Source organism: Bradyrhizobium sp. AUGA SZCCT0105, assembly GCF_018129565.1.
Taxonomy (GTDB): domain Bacteria; phylum Pseudomonadota; class Alphaproteobacteria; order Rhizobiales; family Xanthobacteraceae; genus Bradyrhizobium.
Map to the genome: position 1 here is coordinate 1,250,461 of NZ_JAFCMK010000002.1, position 25,642 is coordinate 1,276,102.

General features: G+C 65.6%; 22 protein-coding genes. 11 read left to right on the plus strand and 11 right to left on the minus strand.

What is annotated here, in order from left to right; all coding sequences use genetic code 11:
* Positions 1-37 precede the first annotated feature (37 nt).
* Complete coding sequence (locus JQ573_RS15000; RefSeq protein WP_312011470.1) at positions 38-1,675, plus strand: FecR domain-containing protein; 1,638 nt, start codon at positions 38-40, stop codon at positions 1,673-1,675.
* A 122-nt stretch (positions 1,676-1,797) separates the two neighbouring features.
* Here the strand turns inward: JQ573_RS15000 and JQ573_RS15005 are convergent, their stop codons facing one another.
* The 3 genes from JQ573_RS15005 to JQ573_RS15015 form a co-directional block, all read right to left on the minus strand.
* Positions 1,798-2,625 carry a class I SAM-dependent methyltransferase gene (locus tag JQ573_RS15005; RefSeq protein WP_212310584.1) on the minus strand — a complete coding sequence of 276 codons (828 nt, stop codon included), beginning with the start codon at positions 2,623-2,625 and terminating at the stop codon, positions 1,798-1,800.
* 112 nt (positions 2,626-2,737) lie between these two features.
* A complete protein-coding gene (locus JQ573_RS15010) occupies positions 2,738-3,148 on the minus strand; it encodes a hypothetical protein (RefSeq protein WP_212310585.1) in 411 nt (136 codons plus the stop codon).
* 78 nt (positions 3,149-3,226) lie between these two features.
* Complete coding sequence (locus JQ573_RS15015) at positions 3,227-3,586, minus strand: nickel-binding protein (RefSeq protein WP_249131703.1); 360 nt, start codon at positions 3,584-3,586, stop codon at positions 3,227-3,229.
* A gap of 100 nt (positions 3,587-3,686) precedes the next feature.
* Here JQ573_RS15015 and JQ573_RS15020 point away from each other — a divergent pair, with 100 nt between their 5' ends.
* Positions 3,687-5,498 (plus strand): transcriptional regulator, encoded by a 1,812-nt coding sequence (locus JQ573_RS15020; RefSeq protein WP_212310586.1) that lies wholly within the window; start codon positions 3,687-3,689, stop codon positions 5,496-5,498.
* On the opposite strand, the gene JQ573_RS15025 is transcribed toward JQ573_RS15020, so the two are convergent.
* Both JQ573_RS15025 and asd read right to left on the minus strand, forming a co-directional pair.
* Complete coding sequence (locus JQ573_RS15025) at positions 5,499-6,383, minus strand: NUDIX hydrolase (RefSeq protein WP_212310587.1); 885 nt, start codon at positions 6,381-6,383, stop codon at positions 5,499-5,501.
* Positions 6,384-6,517: 134 nt separating this feature from the next.
* Positions 6,518-7,387 (minus strand): archaetidylserine decarboxylase, encoded by an 870-nt coding sequence (gene asd, locus JQ573_RS15030; protein WP_212310799.1) that lies wholly within the window; start codon positions 7,385-7,387, stop codon positions 6,518-6,520.
* A gap of 34 nt (positions 7,388-7,421) precedes the next feature.
* On the opposite strand from asd, the gene JQ573_RS15035 reads away from it, so the two are divergent.
* Entirely contained in the window at positions 7,422-9,086 is a 1,665-nt protein-coding gene (locus tag JQ573_RS15035; RefSeq protein WP_212310588.1) for an aminotransferase class III-fold pyridoxal phosphate-dependent enzyme, read from the plus strand.
* A gap of 321 nt (positions 9,087-9,407) precedes the next feature.
* On the opposite strand, the gene JQ573_RS15040 is transcribed toward JQ573_RS15035, so the two are convergent.
* From JQ573_RS15040 to JQ573_RS15050, 3 genes are all read right to left on the minus strand, one after another.
* Positions 9,408-10,025, minus strand: a complete 618-nt coding sequence (locus JQ573_RS15040; RefSeq protein WP_212310589.1) for a hypothetical protein — start codon at positions 10,023-10,025, stop codon at positions 9,408-9,410.
* A gap of 240 nt (positions 10,026-10,265) precedes the next feature.
* Positions 10,266-10,955: a methyltransferase domain-containing protein gene (locus JQ573_RS15045; RefSeq protein WP_092115972.1), complete on the minus strand. Its 690-nt coding sequence runs from the start codon at positions 10,953-10,955 to the stop codon at positions 10,266-10,268.
* Positions 10,956-10,989: 34 nt separating this feature from the next.
* On the minus strand, positions 10,990-12,045 hold the full coding sequence (locus tag JQ573_RS15050; protein ID WP_212310590.1) for a glycosyltransferase family 1 protein: 1,056 nt from the start codon (positions 12,043-12,045) through the stop codon (positions 10,990-10,992).
* Positions 12,046-12,183: 138 nt separating this feature from the next.
* On the opposite strand from JQ573_RS15050, the gene JQ573_RS15055 reads away from it, so the two are divergent.
* Together JQ573_RS15055 and JQ573_RS15060 are read left to right on the plus strand one after the other, a co-directional pair.
* A complete protein-coding gene (locus tag JQ573_RS15055) occupies positions 12,184-13,569 on the plus strand; it encodes a TAXI family TRAP transporter solute-binding subunit (protein WP_212310591.1) in 1,386 nt (461 codons plus the stop codon).
* Positions 13,570-13,660: 91 nt separating this feature from the next.
* Complete coding sequence (locus JQ573_RS15060) at positions 13,661-14,443, plus strand: sulfite exporter TauE/SafE family protein (RefSeq protein WP_212310592.1); 783 nt, start codon at positions 13,661-13,663, stop codon at positions 14,441-14,443.
* A 25-nt stretch (positions 14,444-14,468) separates the two neighbouring features.
* On the opposite strand, the gene JQ573_RS15065 is transcribed toward JQ573_RS15060, so the two are convergent.
* On the minus strand, positions 14,469-15,683 hold the full coding sequence (locus tag JQ573_RS15065; protein WP_212310593.1) for an acyltransferase: 1,215 nt from the start codon (positions 15,681-15,683) through the stop codon (positions 14,469-14,471).
* A gap of 248 nt (positions 15,684-15,931) precedes the next feature.
* Between JQ573_RS15065 and JQ573_RS15070 the strand changes: the two genes are divergently transcribed.
* From JQ573_RS15070 to JQ573_RS15080, 3 genes are all read left to right on the plus strand, one after another.
* The gene (locus JQ573_RS15070) at positions 15,932-16,621 is read left to right on the plus strand and encodes a L,D-transpeptidase (protein WP_212310594.1); all 690 of its coding nucleotides are present in this window, start codon (positions 15,932-15,934) and stop codon (positions 16,619-16,621) included.
* A gap of 222 nt (positions 16,622-16,843) precedes the next feature.
* Entirely contained in the window at positions 16,844-18,412 is a 1,569-nt protein-coding gene (locus JQ573_RS15075) for a DUF4403 family protein (RefSeq protein WP_212310595.1), read from the plus strand.
* Positions 18,413-18,685: 273 nt separating this feature from the next.
* Complete coding sequence (locus JQ573_RS15080; protein WP_212310596.1) at positions 18,686-19,900, plus strand: ABC transporter substrate-binding protein; 1,215 nt, start codon at positions 18,686-18,688, stop codon at positions 19,898-19,900.
* Between the two features lie 143 nt (positions 19,901-20,043).
* On the opposite strand, the gene JQ573_RS15085 is transcribed toward JQ573_RS15080, so the two are convergent.
* Together JQ573_RS15085 and JQ573_RS15090 are read right to left on the minus strand one after the other, a co-directional pair.
* A complete protein-coding gene (locus JQ573_RS15085; protein ID WP_212310597.1) occupies positions 20,044-20,196 on the minus strand; it encodes a hypothetical protein in 153 nt (50 codons plus the stop codon).
* Between the two features lie 159 nt (positions 20,197-20,355).
* On the minus strand, positions 20,356-20,658 hold the full coding sequence (locus JQ573_RS15090) for a hypothetical protein (RefSeq protein ID WP_212310810.1): 303 nt from the start codon (positions 20,656-20,658) through the stop codon (positions 20,356-20,358).
* Positions 20,659-21,249: 591 nt separating this feature from the next.
* Between JQ573_RS15090 and JQ573_RS15095 the strand changes: the two genes are divergently transcribed.
* Genes JQ573_RS15095 through JQ573_RS15105 form a run of 3 tightly spaced genes read left to right on the plus strand, consistent with a single transcriptional unit; the run spans position 21,250 to position 25,527 of the window.
* Positions 21,250-22,221 (plus strand): HlyD family secretion protein, encoded by a 972-nt coding sequence (locus JQ573_RS15095; protein ID WP_249131704.1) that lies wholly within the window; start codon positions 21,250-21,252, stop codon positions 22,219-22,221.
* The gene (locus JQ573_RS15100) at positions 22,218-24,569 is read left to right on the plus strand and encodes an ABC transporter permease (RefSeq protein WP_212310599.1); all 2,352 of its coding nucleotides are present in this window, start codon (positions 22,218-22,220) and stop codon (positions 24,567-24,569) included. Before JQ573_RS15095 ends, JQ573_RS15100 begins: the two co-directional genes overlap by 4 nt.
* On the plus strand, positions 24,556-25,527 hold the full coding sequence (locus JQ573_RS15105; protein WP_212310600.1) for an HlyD family secretion protein: 972 nt from the start codon (positions 24,556-24,558) through the stop codon (positions 25,525-25,527). The genes JQ573_RS15100 and JQ573_RS15105 overlap by 14 nt, the downstream gene beginning before the upstream one ends.
* Positions 25,528-25,642 lie beyond the last annotated feature (115 nt).

Sequence of the window (25,642 nt, forward strand, 5' to 3'; positions counted from 1 at the left end):
CTTCCGGGAGTGCGGTGCTTGATCGTTCGGGGCCGCCATGACAACAAGGCAGGACCGTTCATTCGGCATTCAGCCTGACGCGGCTCAATTGCCGATCCCCAATGCCTCCCGGGAATCGATGGTGATGCGCCGCGCCTTCCTCTATGCGCTTCTGCTTGGTGCCGGCGTCACGATCGGTTGGCAAGCAACGGCCAATGCCGCGCCGGACCTGACGCAAATCGCGCAAGCGCAGCCTGCACAGGCACCCTCACCCGCCCCGGCGCCGAGTGCGACACCGTCAACGCCCGCGCCTGCCCCCGCTCCGGCCACCGCGCCCGAGCCGATCGGCAACGTCGCGACACTGACCGGCACCGCCACCGTCACGCGCAACAACACCACGACGCCGTTGCAGATCCGCGACGACATTTTTGCCAATGACGACGTCGCGACATCCACGACCTCCTCGCTCGGCATCACCTTCAACGACGGCACCACCTTCAACCTGCGGGCCAACGCCAGGATCACGATCGACAATTATGTCTACGAGGACGGCGGCCAGCAGAACAGCGCGCTGTTCAACGTCGCCAAGGGAACGGCGGCGTTCGTCGCCGCCGCCGTCGCCAAGACCGGCGACATGAAGATCTCGACGCCGACCGCAACGCTCGGCATCCGCGGCACCACCGGCCTTGTCGAAGTGCCCGAAGGCGCGACCGCGACCAGCAACAATGTCGGTATCAAGCTTTATCCCGACGCCGACGGACATGTCGGCCGCATCGAGGTCAACGACCGCGGCGGCGCCTCGCTCGGCGTGCTGACGCGCGGGGCGAGCGGGTTTGCGATTCGTCCCGGCACCGGCGGCGCGCGCTTCGCTGCGGTGCCGCTGACGATCTCGCCGCAACAGATGACGCGCGACCAGGGCTTCGTGCGCGCGGTGCATTCCGCGCAGACGTTGGGCCGTCAGGTCGTGACCGAGCAGCGTGACTTCCGCCGCGCCAATCCCGACTTCCGCAGGGCCAATCCGGCCGCGCCCTATCCGAATCGCGGCCAGCCGGTGCAGCCGAACCCGCAGCGCCAGAACGGCCTGCCGGGCCAGAACCGCAATGCGCCGCAGCAGCCGGGTCAGCAAAACCGTCCGGGCCAGTTGCAGCAGCCCGGCCAGCCGAACCGTCCAGGCCAGCCGCAACAACCGGGCACGCAACCGGGCACGCCTGGCCGGCAGGGCTCGCAGCAGCAGCAGCCCGGCACGCAGCAGCAAGGCGGCGCACAACACGCGCTGCCCGGCCAGCCCGGCGGCCCGACGCTGCCGCACACGCCCGGCGTCCAGACGCCAGCCGGACAGCGGCCTGCGGGACAACAGCCCGCGCACCAAGAACCCGCGCGTCAGGGCGGCGCGACACCACCCGGCGGACAACAATCGCCTGCACGTCAAGGCGGCCTGCAACCCGGACGCACGCAGGTGCCGGGCGGCGTGCGCCAGCCGGGACAGCCAGCTCAGCCGGGCGTGCCGCGACAGGGCGCGGCCCAGCCTGCGCCGCAGGCCCCTGGCCAGGCGCGGCCCGGCATTCAGCAGGCCGCGCCTAGCATCCGCCCCGGCATGCAACGGCCCGCAGTGCAGGCACGCCCCGCCTTCCAGCAACGGCGCGCACCACCGCCGCGCGCCGCGAAGCCGCCGCCCAAGGACAAGCGTCACAATTGACCGATCGCAGCAACGCACGCTCACCTGAGCTTCGCTGACGAGCTTCTGCGATCCAACGCGCGAGCGTGGCGCCGGCGAGAACGCCGGCACCACACTCCAATCGACGAATTGCGAACGGCAGGTCAGCCCCGCCTGGTAATCACGGCCTCCAGATATTCGCTGGGGATGACCAGCGTTCCATCCCTGGCGACATTGAACTGGTCCATCAGGCCGAACAGGTCGGCAGCGAGCAGTTGCTGCTTGACGGCATCGATCGACCCGAAGGCTTTCAGCACCGGACCGTAGTAGGTTCGGAATATCTCGAGAAAATGCTCGCGCGACCTGTAACGGAAATTGAAGTGCCTGCGTTTGGCGTCAACCGTGGCCTGCGGGCCGAACAGGGCGGCGAGATGCGCCTCGGTGCCCCATAGCGCGGGAGATTTGACGCCCGGCGCCGGCGGCACATATTTGCCGATGGTCTTGAAGACCTGGCCGATGAATCCTTCCGGCGTCCAGCTCGCAAGGCCGATCTTGCCGCCGATGCGGCAGACACGGCGCAGTTCATTCGCCGCCTGCTGCTGGTCGGCGGTGAACATGACGCCGAAGGTCGACAGCACGACATCGAAGCTCGCATCGGCGAACGGCAACCTCTCCGCGTCCGCTTCCTGGAACGTGACCGGCAGCCGCTCCGCGGCCGCCCGCTCACGGCCGCGCTCGAGCAACGCTCCGACGTAATCGGTCGAGACCACGTCGGCAAAGCGCCGCGCCGCGGCCAGCGTCGCATTGCCGTTGCCGGCGGCGACGTCGAGCACCATTTGATTGCTGCGCAGGTCGACAGCCTCGCAGAGCGTTTCGCCGACGATTTGAAGCGTGGTGCCGACGATCGCGTAGTCTCCCGAGCTCCAGGTGGCTTGCTGGCGTGCCTTGACGGCAGCGAGATCGACAGCGGGCATTTCGGTCTGAACGTTCATGTGAATCTCCTTTGAAAATGTGTTGTGCGGCCGGCGGCGAAGCCGCTGGCTCCGCCTGATGTCCGCGAGTTGCGCCAAAGGGCGTCGTGCAATGACTTCAATGTGCTGCGAGCTAGCTGCGACGGTCGAGAAGGACCGGGATGGTGGACGCGGCAACAATGCTCCAATCCGAACGATGCCTGCAGCCGTGCCCACTGCGCTGAGACCAAACCGCCCGCTGCGCCTGAGCTGCACCATGCTCCCGAACGGCAGGCTCCTCTGCTCGCGTGAACACGGGTGACGACAGACCCGCGATCATCAGCCCGAGCAGCGCGCTTCGAATGATCGGCCGAGAGCCGCGGTTGCCGGCGCCTTTCGACCGCCCGCCGCCGAGATCGCGCGACGTCAGGCAATTTGCCTGCCGCTCGCGACGTGCAAGCATCCCCGCGACCGACTGATTGACGATCCGGCGGATGCACAAAAGCAGAATGGAAAAATGCCTTCGCACCGGATTGTAGAAGGACTCCATGAATGAAATCGGCATAATCGTTTCCTTGATCGAAGTGTGATGGCGCTCCGGATAATGGTTTGGCGGGACGCGCCATGCGACGCCTCGCAGGCGTCATTCGGCTGCAATGGGCGGTTGGACGGGATCACCACGCACCACCACTGTGGTCGCGACCTTGTAGAATTCCTCACCCGGCATGCCGACGCAGCGCGCATGATCCCGGATCGAGTCACCGTCACGCGCCTCGTAGATGCAGAAAGTGCCAATGCGGCCATCTGCCTCATGCACCACGTAGCTGCGGATCCAGCGGACGCGGTCCGGCATCTGCTCGTCGCCGATCCTGGCGGAGGTTGCGCCGGCGAGTTCCAGCTCACCCATGTTTGCCCAGGCGCTCGGACGGCGAATGACGTAGAGTTCCATCGAAATCTCCTCAGTTGCGACGGTTGAACGACAGGCTGCGGTGATCGCGGCCATGCTCAGCTATAGGCGCGGTCAACGCCAACTGTCCTTACCGCGGACTGATCATTGCCTGATCTTTGCCTGAACCTTTTCCGCCGAGCCCGAACTCATACACATGGCATTCTCATTTGGACTGTTCGAGCTTGATGAAGCTGGACGCGTGCTGCTGTGCGCGCGGCAGGAAGTCGCTTTGCAGCCGCGTGTGTTCGATCTGCTGGTCTACCTTGTCCACCACCGCGACCGGGTCATCTCAAAAGACGAGCTACTCGAGGCCGTCTGGCCAGACGTCACGGTCACCGACAATTCGCTGCAGCGGGCGGTGAGTTCGTTGCGCGCCGCGCTACGCAGGGGTGGCATGGAGGGAGCGATCCGGAATCTGCCGGGCAAAGGATATCGGTTCTTCGTTGATTCCGAGATCAGGCCGCCGGAACGTGCCGATCGCAATCAAGACGGAACACGCGGTGCAATCGGAGCAATCGGCCTCGCCCGACGTGCGGCGGTCGGACATTTATGGCTGCAGGCGGCAACGCTCTTTCAGAGCGCCGACGGAGACGGCCAGCTCAGCGCCGAAGATTTCCACGATTGGGCTCTTGCCCTGCAATGCCTCGGCAGGACAGCGGCAGCCATTCCGATTCTGGTTCGCGCGGTCGCCGCGCGCAGCGAGGCCGGCGACGCTGCCGGAGCAGCGGTCGACGCGATCGCCCTCTCGGGCCTGCATTTCGAGAGCGGCCAGGCCGCGATCGGAAAGGGCTGGCTCGCGCGCGCGGAAGATTGGGCCTCGAGGCTCGACGATCCTCCGACGACCGCCCTGCTGTTATGGATGAAGTCCAAACTGGCCGCCTTCGATGGCGAGCCGGAACAGGCGCTCGCGCTGGCCGACGCGGCCTACACCGCCGTCAGATACAAGGATGCGCTCAACATCGAAGCTCTGAGCCTGGCCTATCGCGGCTTCTATCGCCTGTGCCTCGGCGACACGCATGGCGGACTGGCCGATCAGGACCATGCCGCCGCGGTCGCACTGTCCAGCAACAATCTGGATCCGGTCATGGGCGGCAGCCTCTACTGCAACATTCTCTGGGCAGCCCGGATGTTCGGAGATTGGGCGCGGGCCGACCAATGGACGCGGAGCTACCAGAATTTCTGTTCGAGCAGCGGTATGGAACTGACAGGTTCATGCCAGCTGCATCGCTCCGAGGTGCTCGGCATCAGAGGCTCGCTCGACGAGGCACTGGCTCGGATTCAGGACGCGCTCGCGCGCCTGACCAGCGATGCGCCATGGTCGATGGGCGATGCCAACCGGGTGCTGGGCGATATCCTGGCTGCAATCGGCAATGACGACGCAGCGCTTGAAGCCTACGACAGGGCTTACACGATGGGTTGGTGCCCGGAGCCTGGCCGCGCGATGTTGCTGCTCGCAAGAGGCGAAGCTGAGGCTGCCCATGCGAGCCTCGAACGGAGCTTGATCGGCAAGACCTGGTGGACCCTGCAGCGACGGGGAATCCTGCTCGCACATCTGGCACTGGTTGCAGCACACACGCATCGGAGCGGCCAGGCCAAGGCATTGATCTGCGAACTTTCGGGGAGTCCGGATCGCTGGCCGATGCCCTCGATCCGCGCGCTCACCAACGAAGCGCAGGCGATCCTCGCGCTTTCCCGGCAGGACCATGAAGCAGCCATGCGACATCTCCATCTCGCCCGCCAGCTGTGGTCCAGCATCGAGGGACGGGTCCAAATCGTGCGGCTGAGGCTGCAGATTTCCAGGCTCCAGCTGGAGCGCGGGGACGTTCGCGGCGCCACGGCGGAAGTTCACGCGGCACAGCTTCTGGCAAATGAGTTGGGGTCGCCCAAGCGCGTTGCCGACTGCGTTGCCTTGCAGCACGACATTGACGCCTGGCAACCAACCGCACGACGTCAGATGTGCGGGTGATCAGGCCGCGCGACGCAGCCAGTCGCGCACGCGCTCGATCAGATTCTTGCGCGGGACCGGCCGAACGGCCGTGGCAACGGGTTCGATCCCGCGCGCGGATGGCGGCGGCTGTTCGGATGCCGCCGGCTCCACAACAGCCGCTGTCTCGACCGCTTGGCCGGCATCCACAGCGACTTGCTCCGGCGCGATGGCCGGCTGATCCGGTTCGGCTTCCGCCACCGGCGTCTCCGCGATATCGAACGGGTCAGCTATGACCGGCAGCTCAACAGGTGCCGGCGCGTCCACGACGATCGGCGTCCCGGCATCCCCGGTCACTTCGGTGACCCCGGTCGCCTCAGCGACCCCGGTCGCCTCGGCGGCAACGGGCGCATTTGCGACCTCAGGCACCTCAACGACCGGCTCTTCTGCAAGCCGCGCGCGCCGTCGTTCCGCGGCCGCAACCCGCAACCGCGCGCGCCGCTCGCGCATGGCGTTCGCCGCGGCCTGCAACGCGATCGGGCCGACATTCTCCAGGAATGCACGTTCATAGCCGCGCGACAGGCGATCGAGCGCTTCATCGAGCGGCAGCCAGTCGACTTCCCTGATGTCGCTCATCAACGCGCGCACCGGCTTGCCGCCGGCATCCATGCGCCAGTAATGCACCACCTTGGAACGGCCGCCTGAATCATAGACCAGCATGCCGAGGAATTCGTGCACCTCGACGTCGTGGCCGGTTTCCTCCAGCACCTCGCGCTCGGCGGCGTCGCGCGGCGTCTCACCATCGTCAAGCTTGCCCTTGGGCAGCACCCACTCATTGCGCTTGCGCAGGCGCACAACGGCAAAGCGCTGCGGAGCGTCCCGCCGCAGCACAATGCCTCCCGCCGCCAGAACAGGCGTCCGCGCCATCTCGTGTCCATCAGGTTTGCGATTTAGGATCGTCGCCCGACGATCCCGGCTACTCTAAAGCATGTTCCTGAAAAGTGGAAACCGGTTTTCCGGGCAGATCATGCTCAAAGAATGGCGCGCAGGAAACAGCGAGATCAGTTCGTAGGCTTTTTCAACAGCGGTTCGCCGCATTTGATCCGCGTTCCCTCCGCGACATTGTCGCAGAATTCGAAACTGCCGGGCGCGAGCACAATGATGGTCGAGCCGTGCTCGAACCAGCCGAGTTCGTCGCCCTTCTTGACATGCGCGTTACAGGGGAAATCCACCGGGCCCCGCGACTGCGCGTTCAGCGTGACGTCGAGGAAATGCAGGCGCAGGCTCGCCACCAGGATGGCGGCGACCGGAACCAGCGTCAGCGCCTCGCCGGTTGGAAGCTTCGCGCGCAGCACCGCGCGCTCGTTCTTGCAGAACAGCCGCTCGATCCGCTTCAGCGCGATCGGATTGACGTTCCAGACGTCGCCATGAATGAACGTGACCTTGTCGATCGCAAGATCGTACGGCGCGTGGAACCGGTGATACATGCTCGACGTCAGCCGCAGCGTGACGAAGCGGCCGTTGCTGTGCTGCTCCACCAGCGCGGGATCGCCGACCAGATCGAGCAGCGAATAGGGCGCGCCCTTGACCTGGAACAACTGCCCATCCTCGATCCGCCCATGCGCGCCGATGATCGCATCCGACGGGCTCACGATGATGGCGGGATCGGCCACCGCCGGGCGCAGGCCGGGCTTGAGCTCTCGGGTAAAGCAATCGTGCAAACTCTTGAACTCGGTCTTCTTCGCCTCGGACAGATCGAGGTCGGAGAACAGCTTCCAGCAGGCGATCGAGGCGTCGCGCACCAGGGGGTTCTCGACCTTGGAGAACCAGCCCATGAAGCGGGTGATCGCCGCCCGCGGAATCCGGTTGGTTAGCAGGAAATTGAGGTCTTCCTGCTGGGTGAATGCCGAGATCAGGCCCTTGACTGTCATGAATTTGTTAGGTGCCGAGGCTAGCGCTTCTGTCATGGAAACATCCCTTCCGATTCTCTCGCTGTCCGCCGCCGCGCTTGCCGGCGCGGCCGCAGCTTTCCCCAAAATTCAGGCCCGCCTCGCGCTGTCGCGGGCCAAGCACCGCTCGCTGACCGGACATTCCAAGATGTCCAAGATGGTGGCGCGCATGGTGCCGCACTACGAATTCGACATCGACGACTTCTTCCGCTCCGACGGCGCGCCGAAGGACGTCGCGATGCAGCGCCAGGACGGCTTCTTCCGCCTCGCCGGCCTCTACGCGGATCGCTATCCCAAGGGCCGCGCGCTGACCGCCGAGGTGACGGAGCGGATCTCCGACCTGCAGTTCACCGAAACCTACCGCGTGCCGTTCCAGTACAGCCGCCTGGTGCGCGAGCATCTCGGCACCTCGGCCTTCGTCGAGGCCTCGAGCGGCGTCACCGTCACCGACCTCGACGGCAATGTGTCCTACGACCTGACCGGCTCCTACGGCGTCAACATCTTCGGCAACGACTTCTACAAGGAGTGCATCGCCGAGGGTGAGAAGCGGGCGCACGCGCTCGGCCCCGTGCTCGGCCCCTACCACCCGATCATTGCCGACAACGTCAAGCGCCTCTGCGAGATATCCGGCCTCGACGAGGTCTCGTTCCACATGTCCGGCACCGAGGCCGTGATGCAGGCGGTGCGGCTCGCGCGCTACCACACCAAGCGGACCCATCTGGTCCGATTCGCCGGCGCCTATCACGGCTGGTGGGGCGAGGTGCAGCCCGGCGTCGGCAATCCGGTCTCGCCGCACGAGACCTTCACGCTCGCCGACATGTCGGAGAAGACCCTGCATGTCCTGCGCACCCGCAAGGACATCGCCTGCGTGCTGGTCAATCCGCTGCAGGCGCTGCATCCGAACGGCAACGCGCCCGGCGATTCCGCGCTGGTCGATTCGTCGCGCTCCTCGGGGTACGACCGCGCCGCTTACACCGAATGGCTGAAGAAGCTGCGCGAGGTCTGCACCGAGCGCGGCATCGTGCTGATCTTCGACGAGGTGTTCGTCGGCTTCCGCCTCGCCGCCGGCGGCGCCCAGGAATATTTCGGCGTCGAGGCCGACATGGCGACCTACGGCAAGAGCCTTGCCGGCGGGCTTCCGGTCGGCGTGGTGTGCGGCCGCAAGGACCTGATGCGGCGTTTCCGCGACGACCGGCCGGCCGACATCTGCTTCGCCCGCGGCACCTTCAACTCGCATCCTTACGTGATGACGGCGATGGACGAGTTTTTGAGCCGGCTCGCCAGCCCGAATTTCCGCTCGATCTACAACGGGCTCGACGAGACCTGGAACGGCCGCGCCAAATCGCTCAACGACCGCCTCGAAGCACAAGGCCTGCCGGTTCGTGTCGGCAACATCTCGTCGATCTGGACGGTCTATTACACCGAGCCGTCCCGCTACAACTGGATGCTGCAATACTATCTGCGGGCCGAGGGACTGGCGCTGAGCTGGGTCGGCACCGGCCGGCTGATCTTCAGCCTGAACTACACCGACGCCGATTTCGCCGAGGTCGCCGACCGCTTCGCTGCGGCAGCCGAGAAGATGAAGCGCGACGCCTGGTGGTGGCACAAGGAAGGCCTCACCAACAAGAACATCAAGCGGCAGATCCTGAAAGAGATGGTCGCCGTGAGGTTCGGGCGTTAAGCGCCGGTACCCCCCTCTCGCTCCCTCGCCCCGCGCTCTTGTCCGCCGAAGCCCGCTTTCGGACGAAGGCGGATGCGGGGAGAGGGTTGGGGTGAGGGCCCGCATCCACAAAATCGGTAACAGACGGACTCGCGGTGAGCCCCCCTCACCCGGATTGCATCTGGCGATGCAATCCGACCTCTGCCCGCACGCGGGGCGAGGTGAAGAGAGTGCACAGACGAGAAGCTTCAAGACGAGACCTTGTTGTTGCGACGTCTCAAGACGTAGATGCCCGGGACAAGCCCGGGCATGACGCATATCGGAAAGATCTTGGAGCAACGATCAGGCGTGCTTGACGTGCTTCTCGAGACCCGGATCGATCAGCTCGCCCTTCATCAGGAACAGCGGCGCCTTGTGATAGAGCTTCAGGTCATGGAAGGGGTCGGTGACGATCTTGGTCATCCAGACGAGGCCGGTCTCGATGTCTCGGATGAAGAACAAATGGATGGTGCGGAACAGGAGACCGCCGATGCCGACCACGAGCCAGACCTTGGCGACCTGACGGGTGAAGTCGCTCATCGTGACCCAGGGCTTGAACAGGCCGAACAGCGTCGGATCGAAGTACAGCACCATCGGCGACAGCGCCCAGATCGCCATCAGCACGACCTTGCGCTGCAGGTTGTAGCCGACCTTGATGTCTTCCTTGTGCTCGTGGGTCGCCTGGTTGACGTGGTCATACCCCTTCGGCTCGAAGAAGAAGTGACCGGCCTGGCGCGAGGTCATCGAGACCAGCCAGCCGACCAGTGCCGACACGACCGGATCGAAGAACAGCATCACATAGGCGAACAGGAAGCTCAGCGCGCTGACGAAGTGCAGGCTCTGGTTGATCCGGCTGTGATGGTAGAAGCGATGGTCATCCCAGCGCTGGGTACGCAGCTCTTGCAGAAAATTCTTGATCATTGGTTCCCCCAACATCTTTCGGGACAGGATTTACAGGGATTCGATGTATCGCGTGTGACATCATCATAATGACATATGACAATGCGGAACGACGCCTTGACGCAACCGGAGAAGGGTCTCGCCTCATCCCGGCGCGGTTTGCGGGGATGAGGCGAAGGAGATCGTAGCCTCCTGGCTAGGGGCGCGCTGTGCACCACCTCACCCGGAGGATCGGCGGGCTGAGCCGCCTGGCCAACCGCCTCAGGCGGCTTTGGCGACGTCCGCCTTGCGGAAGCGGACCAGCGAGAAGTGGCCAAGCGGCGGGATCAGGCGGCGTTCCGCGAGCTCCATGCCGCGCGCGCCAGCCAGCCATTTGGTGTAGCGCGACCAGGCGAATTCGGCGGTCCGGAACCCGAGCGGGCGCACCACCGGCTGCAGCTTCTGCTCGATGAAGCGGCGGACGCCGGCATCGGCGCTGACGCGGGTCAGGATGATCAGCTCGCCGCCCGGACGCACCACGCGGGCGAACTCGTCGAGCGCGGCTTCCGGGTTCGGCACCGCGGACAGCACGTACTGCGCCATCACCACGTCGAACGAATCGTCGGGGAATTCGAGCTTCTCGGCGTCCATCACCGCGAGGCCCTCGACATTCTTCAGGCCCTGCTCGGCCACCCGCTTCTTGGCCTTCTCGAGCATCGCCTCGGAGATGTCGGTGCCGAAGATGCGCACATTCTGGCTATAGAGCGGTAGCGAGATGCCGGTGCCGACGCCGACCTCGAGCACGCGGCCACCGATCTTGTTGGTGGCCTGGATCGCAGCCTGCCGGCCCTTGCTGAACACGCCGCCGAACACGAGGTCGTAGATCGGCGCCCAGCGATCATAGGCCTGCTCGACCGTTTCGCGGTCGAAGTCCATGGAACGGTCGGCGCCCAGCTTGATGATTTCAGCCATAGATAAGTCTCTCGTCTTTCATTCGTTTGAGCTGTTAATTCGGAACCGCACTGCGGCCGGCAACGCGGCGGGCGGGCCGCGGCGCGCGGCTCGGCTGCAACGTGGCCAGATTGCCGATGAACTGACGCGCACTGTTTTCCCAGGAACGCTCCAACGCAAAATTGCGGCAGTCGGCGCGCGACATGTTCAGCGCGCGCAGGCAGGCGCTGCGCAGATCGTTGTCGATCGCGCCGATCGGATGATCCGCGATGACGTCCTTCGGGCCGGTGACCGGGAACGCCGCGACCGGCGTGCCGCAGGCCAGCGCCTCGAGCTGCACGACGCCGAAGGTGTCGGTCAGGCTCGGGAACACGAAGACGTCGGCGGCGGCGAGGTGCGAGGTCAGATCCTGGCCCTTCTTCTCGCCGAGGAAAATCGCGTCGGGATATTTCTGTTGCAGTGCCGCCCGTTGCGGACCGTCGCCGACCACGACCTTGGAACCCGGCAGGTCCAGCGACAGGAAGGCGTCGAGATTCTTCTCCACTGCGACGCGGCCCATGGTCATGAAGATCGGCCGCGGCAGGTCGAGCAGCGCCGGCTGGTCGGGATTGAAGATCTTAGTGTCGACGCCGCGGGTCCAGAAGCCGAGCTTGCGAAAGCCACGCTCGGCAAGCTCTGATCGCAGCGAGTCGGTCGCGACCATCGTCATCGATCCGGCCGCGTGGAAGTGGCGCAGGACGGCATAGCCGACGCTGTCGGGAATTCCGGTGCGCACTGAAACATATTCGGGGAAGCGCGTTGTATAGGATGTGGTGAAGGCGAGCTTGTTGCGCTGGCAATAGCCGCGCACCGCCCAGCCGATCGGTCCTTCGGTCGCGATGTGGATCGCCTCGGGCGCGGCCTCCTCGATCCGACGCGCGATCTCGCGGCGGTTCGGCAGCGCCATGCGCAGGCCCGGATAGGTCGGCACGCCGACCGAACGGAAGCCGTCGGGGGTGAGGAATTCGATCTCGGCGCCGAGGGTCGCTGCGCTGCGCGCAAGCGACGTCAGCGTCCGAACCACGCCGTTGACTTGCGGATGCCAGGCATCGGTCGCAACGAGTATGCGCATCGCAGGAGACCCAAATCGTTAATCTTGATTCTGCTCGCACGACGTTCTGACATGGATGTTTCAAACGTATGACGTCATCGAAATGTTAGGTTGTTTTTCACGGCGAACTGCCGGTTTTTCGTGTAACATGACAGCCAGATGTCAGAGCAGCAGAGTGAACATCCCGGCACCACGCGCCGCAGGCTCAAACGGCGAAACTCGTCGCTCCTGATCCTGGCGGCCGGCATCTTCGTGTTTGCCGTCGCCGCAGGCCTGCTGTTCTACGGGCTGCGTCCGGTGACGCTGAAGATCGCGGTCGGCCCGACCGGCAGTGACGACGTCAAGCTCATCCAGGGCTTCGCGCAGGCCTTCGCGCGTGACGGCAATTCGGTGCGGCTGAAGCCGGTCACGACACAGGGGGCCGCCGAAAGCATCGCGCTGTTCACCGCGAACAAGGTCGACCTCGCGGTCGTGCGCGGCGATCTCAGTCTGCCGGCGAGCGCCGAGGCGGTTGCGGTCCTGCGCAAGAATGTCGTTGTGCTGTGGGCACCGTCGGGCGGCAAAGGCAAGCCGCGGTCTGCGAAGATCAAGAGCATCGACGATCTCCCCGGCCACAAGGTCGGTGTCGTCGGCAGCACCCCGGCCAACGTCACGCTGCTGCGCGTGATCCTGACCGAGTCCGGCATCAACCCCGACAAGGTTGCGATCAGCCAGTTCGCCGTCAACAAGGTCGCCGATCTCGCGCGCGATCCTTCGCTCGACGCCTACATGACCGTCGGGCCGCTCGACAGCAAGATCACGGCGGACGCGATCGCGGCGACGGCGGCGGCGCGCGGCGAACCGAAATTCCTCCCCGTCGATGTCTCGGAAGCAATCGCGCAGAAGCATCCGCTCTATGAGTCCGAGGAAATCGCCGGCAGCATCTTCTCCTCTTCGCCGGCCCGGCCCGAGGACAAGATCGAGACCGTCGGCGTCAATCACCTCATCATCGCGCAACATGCGCTGCACGAGGCAACCGTCGGCGCACTCGATCGGCAGTTGTTCACGCAGCGGCTCCAGGTCGCGCGCGACGTGCCGGCGGCGGCCAAGATCGAGAAGCCGGACACCGACAAGGATGCCGCGCTGCCGGCGCATCAAGGCGCGGCGGCCTATATCGACGGCACCGAACGCACCTTCCTCGAAAAATACTCCGACTACATCTGGGGCGGCATCCTGCTGGTCTCCGGCCTCGGCACGGCGGGAGCCTGGTTGCGCCACTACGTGAAGCGCGACGAGCGGGAGCGTTACATCACCCATCGCGACGGTCTGCTGACGCTGATCTCGCGGGTGCGCGGCGCCGAGACGCCGGAGGAGCTCGCGGCAATGCAGAGCGATGCGGACGCGCTGCTGCGGGAGGCGCTCGATTGCTACGACGACGGCGCGATCGAGGACGGCGATCTCTCGGCGATCGGACTGACGCTCGAGCAATTCCATCACGCCGTCTCCGATCGCCGCGCCGTGATCAACGGCGACAGGTCGGGCGTGCCGAGGATGCGCGCCGGCTAGGCGCGTACGCCGATTGCACCGAGAGCAATGTGCACCGAGAGCAATGTTTGGATTGCGCGTGCATGCGTACGCCCCCATGCTGCGCCACACTATGATCGCATCCCTCATCGCAGACCTGCCCGCGCCGCTCGTGCTCGCGGTCGCGCTGGCCGGCGTGTTCCTGATCGCCTTCATGAAAGGCGCGTTCGGCGGCGGCTTTGCCATTATCGGCATCCCGCTGCTCTCGCTCGCGATGGACCCGATTGCGGCCGGCGCGCTGCTCGCGCCATTGTTCATCGTCATGGACCTTACGGCGCTGCGTTTCTGGCGCCCGAGCACCTGGTCGCGCGTCGACCTCGCGATGCTGCTGCCGGCGCTCGCGGTCGGCATCGTTCTCGGCTATTTCGCGCTGCGCGATCTCGACCGGCATGCCGTCGAGATCGTGATGGGCCTGGTGACGCTGGTGTTCGCCGCACTGTGGTTCATCGGCGGCGGCGAGATCAAGCCGCGTCCGCGCTCGACGATCAAGGCGACGTTCGCCGGGCTCTCCTCCGGCGTCACCACGATGGTCGCGCATTCAGGCGGGCCGCCGCTTGCGATCTATCTGCTGCCGCTCGGCATGTCGAAGGCGCTTTACGCCGGCACCACCAGCCTGTTCTTCACGGTCGGCAATTTGCTGAAGGCCGGCCCGTGGCTCGTGCTCGCCACGCCGTCGCGCAGCCTGTGGATGCTGATGGCGCTTTGCGTGCCGGCCGTGCCGGTCGGCGTCTGGGCCGGTTGGCGGCTGCACGAACGCCTCGACCAGCGCGCGCTGTACCGCGCCTGCTACGCCATTCTCGTCATCACCGCGGCCAAGCTGCTGTGGGACGGACTGGCCGGATACGTTCGGCTCTGAGCGCAGGCGACGTTGTTGCTGCTCGTCAGGAAGATCGCCTGCTGCCGCTGACGCTGATGGCTAGTGGCCCGATCCCCTCGAGCATCTCGACCATATCCTCCGGCTCGAGCCGCTTGCGCGCCACGAACGAGAAATGGCGGCGCAGCTTCAGGACCGGCTTCTCGATCCAGTGCCAGGAGGACGCCGCGAACGCCGTGATCAGCACCAGCGCGACGGCGAACTGGACAATCAACGACGCGTTCGGCAGCCACACCTTCACCACCTGCTGCATCGGGAAACCGTACAGATAGATCCCGTAGGAATAGTCGCCCCTTGAAAACAGCGGCAGCCGCGGCAGCTTCGAAACACCGAGGAACACGGTGATGTAGACCAGCGCCGGAGCAATGACGGCATTGAGGACGGGCTGGGTGATCCAGGCGGCCGGTCCGAGCAGTGCTGCTCCGAGGCAGAGCGCGCAGCAGACGGCGAGAATGCGCCCGTCATAGGGAATGCGGTCGCGGTAAAGGTAGATCGCGATCCCGAGCAGGCAGGCAACCGGCAGTTTCGCGCCGCGCCCGAGGAACAGCGCCGTGCTGAAGATCTTGTCATACAGCGAGCCGGCGACGCCGGGAGGCAGCTGCGACGGCGTTGCGGCATGCCCGGTGATCTGCACGGCAAAGCCGATACCGACCAGGACGACAGCGCCGAGCACGATCAGCGCCGGCCTGCGCAGCAGCCCCAAGGTCATGATGACCGCCATGACAGCGTAGCAGCCATATTCGAACGGCACGGTCCACAGCGAACTGTTGACCTCCGGCGCGGGATTGCCGCTGAATACGCCCGGCAGGGTGTAGTTCACGAGGCCGACGACATTCGTGAAATATTTGTAGGTGCCGGCGCTGGTGAAATAGTCCCAGAGCGGCAGCGTGGTGAAGATCGGTCCGAGGATCAACGCCGACAGCACGATCTCGACCGCGAGCGCCGGAACGATCCGCATGCCGCGATTGATCAGGAATTCCTTCAGGCTGAGCCGCAGCCCGCTTGCGGCGATCAGGAATCCGCTCAATGCGAAAAACATCACGAGGATGGCAAATTGCGGAAACCAGAAGATCCCCGTCAAATCGGAGTCGCCCCGCCCGGTGGCAACATAGGACGTATGCCCGGCGACGACCGAGATCGCGAGCGCAACGCGGAGAAAATCGAACCCAGGACCAAAGCCTTTCTGCTGATCCAGCATGCTTCCGATCGAAGGCGCTGGCATGAATTCCACTCCATTCCAAACCACGCCTTCGGACAGCAAGCGCCGTGCCAGGAACGATGTCTCGGGACGGGACAGCGCCCGGCAACGTGCCCTTAACCGTGCGACGAAACACCGACGAAACAAATCCCTAACCGCACGAAACCATTTTGGCGATTTCGTGCAAACGTCCTGAAACGCCTCACCTGTACTGGTTTGACCCAACGACGCGCCGGAACTGGCGCGCAGGGCGCAAACAACAGGGGTCGACAATGTTCAATTCCATCAAGCTGAACGCACGTCTCGCTGCCGCCGCCTTCGGTGCGCTGGCGATTGGCACCGTCGCTTTCTCGGGCTCCGCCGCGGCCGCTCCGCTGCCGATGTTCCCCTTCATCCTGACGCCGCCGACCGAGGCGGTGCAGCCGCCGGTGCAGTCGATGCCGCAGGCGCAGGAGGAAGACCGTTCCGTCGAATTGCCCGCCCGCCTGCGCCGCCAGGTCGTCGCCTATCCGACCCGCGAGGCGCCCGGCACCGTCATCATCGATACCCCGCACACCTATCTCTATCTCGTGCTCGGGAACGGCCAGGCCATGCGCTACGGCATCGGCGTCGGCCGCGACGGCTTCACCTGGTCGGGTACCCAAACCATCACCAAGAAGGCGGAGTGGCCGGATTGGACCCCGCCGCCGGAAATGATCGCCCGCCAACCCTATTTGCCGCGTCACATGGCCGGCGGCCCCGGCAACCCGCTCGGCGCCCGCGCCATGTATCTCGGCGGCACCGTGTACCGCATCCACGGCACCAACGCGCCGGAGACGATCGGCACCCACGTCTCCTCCGGCTGCCTGCGCCTCACCAATGAGGACGTCACCGACCTCTATTCGCGGGTCAGCGTCGGCACCAAGGTGATCGTGCTGCCGATGACCGACCGCCGCGCCGACCTCGGCTCGGCCGTCCGCTAGGCCCGACACATTCAGACATTGGCGAGCAGACATTGACGACGGCTCCGGCACGATGCCGGGGCCGTCGTCGCGTTCATGATCGTTAACGTCCAGATCGTTAACTTACAGGTGATCTCGGGCGACCGGCCCGCCTCCGCCCCCGAAGCAGCTTGATCCCGCCACACTGGCGCCCTCGTCGGCGGGCCTGTACAACCCGTCAAGTTGATTTCATCCGGGGGAATGATGCGTCTACCGATGCATCCAAGAACGATCGCGCTCGGGCTCACGGTGGTGCTGGTCTCGTTCGCGATCAGTCTCAAGGCCATGGATTGGCTCGCGCCGAGCGTCACGGTGCAGACACCGCCGCTCGTGCAGTTGCCGCCGCTGCCGCCGGCGCCGCGCTCCTCGACGGTCGTGGCGCAGGTCTCGGTCGCGCTGTCTGCGATCCGCGATGCCGCCGAACGCGGCGCGCCGAAGACCTTCGGCGGCAAGGCCGACAATCCGGTCCAGCAAATCCTGCAAAATGCCGACATCGGCTGGACCGCCTCGCGCGGGCCGATCGCGGCCACCGGCGCGCAGGACGTGCTGACGCTGACGACCCCGATCAACGGCACGCTCAAGGTCACCGGCTCGCTGTCGGCGAAGGCGACCGGCGCGGTCAGCGACGCGCTCGGCAGCCTGCTCGGCGGCAACGTCGCCAAGCAGATCGGCGCCGTGAACATCAAGAACATCAACGCCAATGCCGACATCAAGGGCAGCGTCACGCTGACCGCGCGGCCGAAGCTCGGCGCGTCCTGGCGGATCGAGCCGAACCTGCAGGCGCAAGTCAATCTCGGCGACACCAGCCTGTCGGCCGCCGGCGTCCGCATCAGCGTGCCGGCCCAGGTCAAGCCGGTCATCGACAAGGCGGTCGCCGACCAGATTTCCGTGGTCGAGGCGCGGTTGCAGAACAACCCGGTGTTCCAGAACGCCGCCCGCACGCAATGGGTCAAGGCCTGCCGCTCGATCCCGCTGCAGGGCACCGGCGGCACCGCGTCGATGCCGCCGATGTGGCTCGAGCTGCGGCCGACCCGCGCGATCGCCGCGCAGCCGAAGGTCGATGCGTCCTCGCTGATCCTGACCATGGGGATCGAGGCCGAGACGCGGATCACGGAGACGCAGACCACGCCGAACTGCCCGTTCCCCGACAAGCTCTCGATCGTGCCGCCGATGCCGAGCCAGGTCTCGGTCGGCCTGCCGGTCGACATGTCCTTCACCACGCTGACGCAGCTCGTCGAGGCGCAGTTGAAGGGCAAGACCTTCCCCGAGGACGGCTCCGGCCCGGTCGACGTGACCGTCAAGAGTGCGAGCATCGCCGCCTCCGGCGACCGGCTTTTGATCTCGCTTCTGGTGCACGCCAAGGAGAAGAAGAGCTTCTTCGGCTTCGGCGCCGAGGCGACCGTGCACATCTGGGGCCGGCCGCGGCTCGACCAGGCGGCGCAGACGCTGCGGCTCACCGACGTCGAGCTGGCGGTCGAGTCCGAGGCCGCGTTCGGCCTGCTCGGCGCCGCCGCGCGCGCGGCCATCCCGCATCTGCAGCAGGCGCTCGCCGACCGGCTGGTCGTCGACCTCAAGCCATTCGCGACCAACGCGCAGCGGAAGATCACCGCCGCCATCGCCGACCTGCAGAAGAACGAGGAAGGCATCCGCGTCGACGCCGACGTCAACAGCATCCGCCTCGCCGGCATCGCGTTCGATTCGAAGACGCTCCGGGTGATCGTGGAGACCGACGGCAACATCAAGGCCGCCGTCACCGCGCTGCCGGCGCTGTAGTCTTGCCCCTCTCCCCGCCCTTCGCGGGGACAGGGCTGGGGTGAGGGGCTTTTTCCACGGGTCGCGAATGCAGTGAGACCTGTACCCCCTCACCCGGATTGCTCCGCAATCCGACCTCTCCCCGCAAACGGGGCGAGGTAAAGGAGCCGGCACGCCACCGCGGGCCGCGACTCACGCATGCCCAAAAAGTCGTCTTTGCGACAGGTTGCCGCACCGGATAGAAGGTGCCTCGTGGAAGCAACCCCCAAGGAAAAGATCAGGGAGAGAAACACGATGAAATCGCTCTTGGCCGCAGCAGCGGCCGGCCTCGCGCTCGCGGTCTCCGGCACCGCGGCGAACGCCCAGATCTCCGACGACGTCGTCAAGCTCGGCGTGCTCACCGACATGTCGAGCCTCTATGCGGACGCCACCGGCAAGGGCTCGGTCGCCGCGGTCGAGATGGCGGTCGCAGACTACGGCGGCAAGGTGAAGGGCAAGCCGATCCAGGTCGTCGTGGCCGATCATCAGAACAAGCCCGACGTCGGCGTCAGCATCGCGCGCAACTGGTACGACAACGACAAGGTCGATGCGGTCCTCGACGTGCCGACCTCGTCGGTCGCGCTGCCGATCTCGGCGCTGACGCGCGAGAAGAACAAGATCCACATCAATTCCGGCGGCGGCTCCTCCGATATCACCGGCACTGCCTGCTCACCCAACACCGTGCACTGGACCTACGACACCTACGCGCTGTCGAACGTCGCCGGCAAGGCGATGGTCAAGCGCGGCGAGGACACCTGGTTCTTCGTCACCGCCGACTACGCCTTCGGCATGGCGCTGGAGCGCGACGCCGCCAACGTCGTCAAGGAGACCGGCGGCAAGGTCTTGGGCGACGTGCGCCATCCGCTCAACTCGTCGGACTTCTCGTCCTTCCTGCTGCAGGCGCAGGCTTCCAAGGCCAAGGTCGTGGCGCTGGCGAATGCCGGCGGCGACACCACCACCGCGCTGAAGCAGGCCGCCGAGTTCGGCCTGACCCAGGGCGGCCAGAAGCTGATCGCGCTGCTGATGGAAATCACCGACACCCATGCGCTGGGCCTGAAGGCGACACAGGGCCTGATCGTCACCGACGCCTTCTACTGGGACATGAACGACGAGACCCGCGCCTTCTCGAAGCGCTTCAACGAGAAGGTCGGCCACATGCCGACCATGATCCAGGCCGGCCTCTACTCGGCGACGATGCATTACCTGAAGGCGATCGAGGCGATCGGCACCGACGAGGCGCCGAAGGTGATGGAGCAGATGCGCAAGACGCCGGTCAACGACTTCTTCGCCAAGAACGGCCATATCCGGATCGACGGCCGCATGGTGCACGACATGTACCTGTTCGAGACCAAGAAGCCCGAGGAATCCAAGGGCGAGTGGGATCTCTACAAGCTGATCGCCACCGTGCCCGGCGACGAAGCCTTCCGTCCGCTCGACAAGGGCGGCTGCCCGCTGGTGAAGTCGAACTGACGAGCACGCTGCCGCGGGCCGGGTCCCCCGGATGTGCGCCTGATGACAGCCAACAAGAAATGCGCCCGGCCGGCACCGGGCGCATTTTTCTTTCCGCGTCTCTTTCCGCGGCAGGTCCCGGTAATCGCCCGCGTCAGCCGGCGCTATTCGCCATTCGGGCGCGGGATCATCCAGGTCGAATACGTCTGCCAGACGCCGTCGCCCTGATTGCGTTGATAGGCGATGAAATCGGCATGGTCGCCGTGCACGAGCTCATAGCGATAGTACCTTGAGAGGTCGTCGATCTGCTTGGTCATGGAACGTCTCCGTCATAAGGGAAAGCTACTGCATTTCGACGTAGTCGAGCCGCACCGGCGATCAATAGAATGATTGTTATCATTCAATCACGGTCGCGAGAGCTGGTCTGATCCGGTTTGAGGATGTGGGTCGATCGACGCACATCCCCGTGTGGGGCCTCAGCGCCGGGCACGATGCGTACTGCGGCGCGGCACGTGAACGACGCCGATGCCGCTCTCCTGCGCTTGCAGCGCCTGCAGCACCGCGGGCGGCAGCAACACCAGCCTGGCCGCCGGCGTCGGCGCGCCGTTATTGAGCACGTCCCGATACGGATACAGCGCCTGGTAGGCTGCCGGCTCGGAGATCGCGGCCTGGGCCGAGGCCGCCGTCGCTGTGATAGCCGACAGCATTGCCGCCAGCGCGATGGTTCTGAACGTCGTCGTGCTGAACGTCCTGGCGACGTGGGAAACCCTGGTAGTCATGGCAACGCTCCCGCGATTTACATCGTATACGATTAATTCGCTCGCGCCTGATAAAGGCATGGCGCGACCGGTCTTCAAGTGTCCCGATTTAATCGGATGCGATTTATTCGGGCGCGGGGCTTCAAATATCCGTGTGACCGGCGATGCCATGCGCGGCCCGCAATGGCGGCCTGCTCGGGCCACGCGGCAGCGGCGCGAAAGTCAGCGGGCACGCTGGTGCTCGCAGGCGCGAACCTGGGCGGAACCTGGGTTCACTGCAGGATGGTTCGTCACATGCAGCGAGCACGCGGGCTACGCGCTTCAAAGCGCCCGCCGCTGGAATTGTGCACGCAACCGCGCGTCGATGCGGCGCACATCGAAGCGAGATCGCTTGCGCGGCACCGGACGCGGTTGCTTCGGTCAAATTCAAGCCGGATCGGACAGGCTGCCGAGGTTGGCAGGATTTAACATCCACGCCATAGTGAATGACTATCCTGGTCGTGAGCCAATGTGGGGTCAGTCATGGACGTGTCACCTTCTGGTAGTGAGAGCCGAAGCACGTCGGAGCCACCACAAGCACCGCGCCAGGACAATGCGCACGCGGCAACGCGCATGCCGGCGATCATTGTCGGCGGCGTTGCAGCAATCATCGTTGCGCTGTCGATCTATTATCTGCTGCGGCCCGAGCCGCTGCTCGTGCAGGGCGAGGTCGATGCAACGCGGCTCGATATCGCCGCGCGCGTCGACGGACGGGTCAAGGACATCCCGGTCGAGCGCGGTCAGAACGTGGCGGCGGGCGCCGTGCTGGTGAAGATCGACAATCCGGAAACGCTGGCAAAGCAAGATCAGATGCGCGCCGCCAAGGCCGTCGCGGATGCGCAGCTCGCCAATGTCATGGTTGGAACGCGGGCGGAAACCATTGCCGCGCGGAAGGCGGAAATGGAGCGCGCGGAGGCCGCGCAGGTGCTGGCGCAGAAGACCTTCGATCGCGCCAAGACACTGACCGAGCAAGGTAACGCGCCGCAGGCCCGCCTCGATCAGACCACCGATGCGCTGCACGAAGCCGAGCGCGGGCTCGATCAGGCGAAATCGGCCTATGAGCAGGCGGTCAACGGCTACACCAAGGAAGAACGCGCGATCGCGAAAGCCAATGTCGAGAAGGCCGAAGCCGACATTCAGAGCGTCCAGTCGGTCATCGATCAGCTCGCGGTCTACGCGCCGGTCGCCGCGCAGGTCTATCAGCGCAACGTCGAGCCGGGCGAGTTCGTCTCGCCGGGCGTGCCGCTGGTGACGCTGATCAATCTCGGCGACCTGTGGATCCATTTCGATCTGCGCGAGGATCTGGTGAAGGGCCTGAAGGTCGGCGACAAGTTCGACGTCCGGATTCCGGCGCTCGACGACCATCATGTCACGGTCGAGGTCAAGCTGATCGCCACCAAGGGCGAATATGCGAGCTGGCGGGCGACCCGCGCCACCGGCGATTTCGACTTGCGGACATTCTCGATCCGCGCCTATCCGGTCCAGCCGGTGCCCGATCTGCGGCCCGGAATGAGCGCCTATCTCGACTGGCGGTCGCGGCAATGAGGCTGGCCTCAAAGCCCGGATTCTGGCGGGTCGCACAGCGCGAATGCCAGTGGCTGGTGCGCGACCGCGTGGCATTGCTGCTGATCTTCGGCGTGCCGCTGTTCGCCTTCGTGGTGCTCACGGCCGTGTTCAGCCAACCGGTGATCCGCGGCCTTGGCGTCACCATCGTCGACACCGACAAGTCGGATACTTCGCGCGCGCTGACGCAGCAGGTCGCGGCGTCGCCGAGTCTGCGGATCGTCGACGATTCCGGCTCGCTGTCGTCAGCCGTGCAGGACATCCGGTCCGGCAAGGCGATCTCGGCGATCTTCATCCCGCCGAACTTCGAACGCGACCTGAAGGCCGATCGCCGTCCGCAGGTGGTCGGCTTCTACAACCAGCAATTCTTGACCGCGGCCGGCATCGCGTCGTCGGGCCTGAACGATGTGCTGTCCGCCGCGGCGAGCGCGGCAGCTCCCGCCAACCGCGCCGCCCCCGCCCCGGCATCGATGGGAACGCTGTCGGCGGAGACCATCGCGCTGGTCAATCCGCAGAAGAACTACGCGCAGTTCCTGCTGCGCGCGCTGCTGCCGACGATCATCCACGTGGTGATCACGCTCGCCGCGGGCTATTCGGTCGGCTCCGAATTCCACCGCCGCAACGCGCGCGAGTGGCTCGAAAGCGCCGGCGGCGATCCGATCGCCGCGCTCGCCGGCAAGCTGGCGCCGCTGTTCGTGATCTTCATCCTGATCATGCTGGCCCAGCCGCTGATCCTCGAAGGCGTGCTGCAGATTCCCTTCAAGGGCGACGTGCTGCTGATGATTGCCGCGGGCCTGCTTCTGATCATCGCCTACCTGTCGCTCGGCGCGCTGCTGCAGCTTTTGGTCGGCGACCTCGCGACCGGGCTCGGCCTTGCCGGCCTGATCGCCTCCCCCGCCTTCGGCTATGCCGGTGTCGGCTTTCCCACCATCGGCATGAATACGTTTGCGCAGGTCTGGAGCGCGATCCTGCCGCTGCGCTGGTACATGGCAGTGCTGATGGGACAAGCGGCGCGTGGATTGCCGGCATCGGAATCGGCGATCCCCTTCGCCGCGCTCGCAGGCCTTACGCTGCTGTTTGCCGCGCTCGCCTTGCTGCGCATGGCGAGCCTGACGCGCAGGGGCTGGTTTGCGGCGGCGCGGCCGGCCGAACCGCCGGTCAGCGAGCCGGCGTCATCAGGCGTCGGCGGCGCCTTCACGGCGGAGTGGCGGCGCGTGCTCGGAACGCGCAGCGCCTTCAGCCTGCTGTTCCTCGCGCCGCTGGTCTACGGCATCTATTATCCGCAACCCTATCTGAACCAGATCCTGCGCAAGCTGCCGATTGCGGTCGTCGACAATGATCTCAGCGATCTCTCGCGCCAGATCGTCGAGACGCTCGATGCCAGTGGCACATTGAGCGTGACGGTTCGCGCCCGCACTCTTGCGGAGGCAAGCACCGCGATCGACCGCGGCTATGCATTTGCCGCGGTGCAGATCCCGCCCGGCACCGAACGCGACGTGCTCAAGGGCCTCACCGCGCACATCCCGGTCTATGCCGACGCCACCTATCTGTTCATCTTCCGCTCGACCGCAGGCGCGGTCGCCACCGCGATCGGCACGCTGACATCCGAACTGGTGTCGCGGGGCGCCCGCGCCGACGGAAGTCTGGTCAAGGCGAAGCTCGCAAGCCTCAGCCCGGCCAACGTCCTGCTGCAACCGATCTTCAACCCGGTCGGCGGCTATGCGAGCTACATCGTCCCGGCGGCGTTCATGCTGATTCTGCAACAGACGCTGCTGATCGGCGCGGCGATGCTGACCGGCACGGCGCTGGCGAATTCCCGCAGCACTGTTGCGAACTCTCGCAACTTGGTCGCGGGCGTGTTCGGGCGCGGCGTGGCCCATCTGACCATCTACCTGCCGGCGCTCGCGCTCTATCTGATCGTGCTGCCGCGGATCTATGGTTTCTCGACGCTCGGGCATCTGCCGCAGATCTTCGCGCTCGCGACCGTCTTCCTGCTGGCGACGAGCTTCATGGGACAGGCGATCGGCGCCTGGTTCACGCGGCCGGAGAACGCCACCATTTTGCTGCTGGCGACCAGCCTGCCGCAGTTCTTCACCGCCGGCTTCGCATGGCCGCGCGAGGCCATCCCCCCTGCGGCCACGGCACTCGGCCGGCTGTTTCCGGCCGACTCGGCGATCGACGGCCTCGTGCGCATCAACCAGCTCGGCGCCAGCATCTGGGAGGTCTCGCATGACTGGCTGAGGCTGTGGTGCCTGGCACTGGGCTATTTCGTGCTCGCCGTGATCTCCGCGCTGGTGTTCAAGAGAGGACAGCAAGATGCCCAACGCTAGGCGCATCGCCATTGTCGCGATCCCGCTTGGGCTCGTCGCGGGCGCGCTGATCTACGCCGAGAGCCGCGCAACGCCGGCCCCTGCAATCGTCGGCGTGGTCCGCTCGACCGAGGTCAGGATCGAGCCGGAAGTGAACGGCCAGCTGGTGTCGATCGCAGTCGAGAAAGGCGCCAAGGTGCACGCGGGCGACGTCCTCGCCAAACTCTCCGCGGTCGAGTTGAGCGCGCAGGCCGACCAGGCGCGGGCCGCGCATGCCGCCGCGGTGGCGAACCGTAACAACGTCTATGCCGGCGTACGCCGCGAGCAGATCGACTCGCTGAAAGCCGCGATCTCCAAGGCCAATTCACGGCTCGACTATGTGGAGACCCAGCTCAAGCGGATCACCACGCTGGCGAGCCAGAGCTTTGAAACCCAGCAGGCGCTCGACCAGGCCGAGAACGACGTTGCCGCCGCGCGCGCCGGCGTGGCGGCGGCCCAGGCGAATTACGATGCGGGTGTGGCAGGGCCGACCAAAGAGGAGCGCGCCATCGCCGAGGCGCAAGTGCAGGCGGCTGCGGCCGCCGTCGCGGTGCTCGAGCGCCGTCTCGACAAGATGGTGCTGCGCGCACCGGTCGACGGCGTGGTCAGCGTGATCGCAGGCGAAGTGGGCGAGAACGTTCGTGCGGGTCAGCCGATCCTGATGATCGCGGCGGCCGGCAAGCAATGGCTGTCGTTCAATGTGCGCGAGGACCATCTCGACGGCCTTGCGATGGGCAAGACCGTGAGCGTGATACCAAACGGCTCCGGCGCCGCCACCAAGGCTGCCATCACCGAATTGCGGCCGCTCGGGGTGTTTGCCACCTGGCAGGCCGAGCGCGTGATCGGCGATCACGACCGCAACACGCTGCGCCTGCGTCTCGACCCCGCAGGCGCCGCGGAAGGTCTCGAACCCGGCATGAGCGTCCGGATCGAGCGTTGACAACGCGCCGCGCCCGGTCGCGAGCCGCAATGAAGTGCGTGCTGTCGCCCTCCGGCCCGACGCGGAAGCTTGTGTCTGCCCGCCTCGCCGAATAGTCATCGGACTGTCAGAAGAT